General features: G+C 69.0%; 2 protein-coding genes and 1 pseudogene. 2 read left to right on the top strand and 1 reads right to left on the bottom strand.

What is annotated here, in order from left to right; all coding sequences use genetic code 11:
• A pseudogene (locus tag ACILQR_RS16345) lies at positions 1-489 on the bottom strand (class I poly(R)-hydroxyalkanoic acid synthase); the annotation flags it as partial.
• Between the two features lie 70 nt (positions 490-559).
• On the opposite strand from ACILQR_RS16345, the gene ACILQR_RS16340 reads away from it, so the two are divergent.
• Together ACILQR_RS16340 and recJ are read left to right on the top strand one after the other, a co-directional pair.
• Positions 560-1,030, top strand: a complete 471-nt coding sequence (locus ACILQR_RS16340; RefSeq protein ID WP_395652417.1) for a hypothetical protein — start codon at positions 560-562, stop codon at positions 1,028-1,030.
• Positions 1,031-1,042: 12 nt separating this feature from the next.
• Positions 1,043-2,845, top strand: coding sequence for a single-stranded-DNA-specific exonuclease RecJ (gene recJ, locus ACILQR_RS16335; RefSeq protein ID WP_395652416.1), 1,803 nt, complete (start codon positions 1,043-1,045; stop codon positions 2,843-2,845).
• Positions 2,846-2,981: the final 136 nt, after the last annotated feature.

Below are 2,981 nucleotides of genomic sequence, written 5' to 3'. Positions count from 1 at the left end.
CGTGGAGGCCCACAGGTCCAGGTACCGGTTGAACAGGTCGGCCTGGGCGGTGAACAGCTTCTCAGGCTTGGCAGCCAGACTGGTCATGACCTCGGACATGGCCGGACCGACGTTGAACGGGTCGGGATTCATGGCCGCGACGGGGTCCTTGCTCTTGCCGGACAGCGTCGCCTCGGCCATCGCCGCTTGGGCCTTCATCGCCGCCCTGGCCAGGTTGAGGGACAGGGTCTCCAGCATGGCCTGCTGCTCGGCACCCATGATCCCGAACGGGTTGGCCGCCGCTTCGACGCTATCGACCGATGGAGGCGGGGTCTCGGCCTGAGGCATGGGCTCGGGCGGCGGCAGGGGCTCTGCCGTTTCCACAGCCGCCTTCTTTGCGCGCGGACGGGGCGGCTTGACCGAGGTCGGGCGACCGGACTTTCGCGGCGCAGCAGCCGGCAGGTCAGCAGAGGAGGGCAGGTCGGAGGCCGGGGTCGGGCGCTTGGCCATCGGGTGTCCTTCTGGCGTTTCCTGGCGGAGCGAACGGGATGCCGCCTTCCGCCGGTCGTGATCATGGCATATGACCGACCCCGAAATGAATGCGCGCGTATCGAAAAAGATGGATCGGCCGGTTCTGGTGCTGGCCGCCCTCGCCGGCGGGTTCGCCTTGACCGGCTGCGTCGGGGCGTTCGACCCGGAAGTGGACGCCGCGTCGCCGATCGCGCCCCGCTTCGTGGCCCTCGTCGAGGCCAACCGCACCTATCCGCGCTGGGAGGATTTCCCCAAGGCGACGCCGGTGCCCGAGCCGGTCCAGGTGGCGGCGCGCGTCAACACCCTGCGCGCCACCGGGGGTACCCTGGCCGGAGAGGTCGAGCGGCTGGAGTGGACTCTGGGGGACGCCGAGGCCTTCCAGCGTGAAGTCGCCGCGCGAATCGCCGCCACTCCGGTCTCGCCCGAGGCCGTCCAGACGACCGAAGATATCGAGGCACGCGCTGAGGCCCTGCGTGCCCGAGCCGCGGCCCCGCCGCCCATCGACCGGCCGCGCCCTTAGGCCGCCTTGCGCATGGCCGACGCACCCATTCCCGCATTCCTCGACGTCACACGATCGCTGTCCGGTCGCACCTGGCGACAGCGCCCGGCCGAGCCGGCCGTCACCCGCGCCCATATGCAGGCGCTGGGCCTCGACGAGCCGCTCGCGCGGGCTCTGGCGGCGCGGGGCGTGCGAGCGGATCAGGGCGCTGACTTCCTCAAGCCTACGCTGAAGGCCCTGTTTCCAGACCCGTCCAGCTTCATGGATATGGACGCGGCGGCGACCGCCATCATCGACGCCCTGGTCGGGGGGCGGAGCATCCACGTCTTCGCCGACTATGACGTGGACGGTGCATCCAGCGCGGCCCTGCTGGTGCGCTGGTTCCGGGCCATGGGGGCCGACCTGCCGATCTATGTCCCCGACCGGATCACCGAAGGCTACGGACCCAGTGCGAAGGCCTTCGACACATTGAAGGCGTCGGGGGCCGATCTGGTCATCACGGTCGACTGTGGTGCTGCGGCCAACGAGGCCGTGGCCCATGCGACGGCGATCGGTCTGGATGTCGTGGTCATCGACCATCACATGATGCGCGAAGAACCGCCGCAGTGTCTGGCCGTCGTCAATCCGAACCGGCCCGGCTGCAACTCCGGCCAGGGCAATCTGGCGGCGGCCGGGGTGGTGTTCGTGCTGCTGGCGGCGCTGAACCGTGAGGCGCGCCGCCGGGGACTGTTCGCGGATCGGGACCAGCCCGACATCCGGCAATGGCTCGATCTCGCGGCCATGGGGGCGATCTGTGACGTCACTGGCCTGACCGGCTTCAACCGAGCCCTGACCGGTCTGGGGCTGGGGGTCATGTCGTCGTGGGGCAATCCGGGGCTGAAGGCTTTGCTCGCCGCCTCGGGCGCGGTCGAGGGCCCGGCGAAGTCGAATCACGCGGGCTTCATCCTGGGCCCCCGGATCAACGCAGGCGGTCGGATCGGCAAGTCGGACCTTGGGGCGCGACTGCTCTCGACCGACGATCTGGACGAGGCGCGCATGCTGGCTCAGGAGCTCGATGCGCTCAACATCGCCCGCCGCGAGGTTGAACGGGAGGTCACCGAGGAGGCCACGCGTCGCGTCGAACAGACCGGCCGTCACGCCGATGGCTCTGCGGTCGTCGTGATCGCCGGCGATGACTGGCATCCCGGCGTGGTCGGCATCGTCGCGGGCCGTCTGCGCGAACGCTGGCGAAAGCCGGTCATCGTCATCGGCGTCGACGCCATAAACGGCATCGGCAAGGGCTCAGGCCGGTCGCAGCCCGGCATGAACCTGGGGCGGGCGATCCAGGCGGCCTGGAATGCGGGTGTGCTGATCGCCGGTGGGGGGCACGCCATGGCGGCAGGCCTGACCGTGCGCGCCGACCGAATCGACGAACTGCGCGACTTTCTCAACGATCGACTGTCCGGCGAACAGGCCGAGGCGGAAGCTATTGACCGGGTCGAGATCGACGCCCTGATCGAACCGTTCGGTGCGACCCGCGCCCTGTTCGAATCGTTCGAGCAACTGGCCCCCTTCGGGCCGGCCAACCCCGAGCCGCTGTTTGCGCTCAGCGGCGTTCAGGCCCGCGAGCCCGTGGCCATGTCTGGTGGCCATGTGCGATGCCGCCTGGTCGGCGCCGATGGGCATTCGGTGAAGGCCATCGCCTGGCGCTGTGCCGATCTGCCGGGAGGAAAGGCGCTTCTGGCCGGGCAGGGCGGTCTGAACGTGGCCGGTCGCCTGAAAGCCGACGACTGGAACGGCCGGAAGGGTGTGCAGTTCGAGATCGAGGACATCGCCGACCCCCGCATGGCCCAATAGACAGCCTCTTGATCGTCCCTGTCGAAATACCGCGTTTCGATGCTTGCGCCCTCCGGAATCGCCCGCTATATCGCCCGCTCTCGCGCAGCGGTCCCTTCGTCTATCGGTTAGGACGTCAGGTTTTCAACCTGAAGAG

The organism is Brevundimonas sp. (assembly GCF_044239655.1).
Classification (GTDB): domain Bacteria; phylum Pseudomonadota; class Alphaproteobacteria; order Caulobacterales; family Caulobacteraceae; genus Brevundimonas.
The sequence above is the reverse complement of the archived record's forward strand: the minus strand, read 5'-3'. Positions and strand labels throughout refer to the sequence as shown.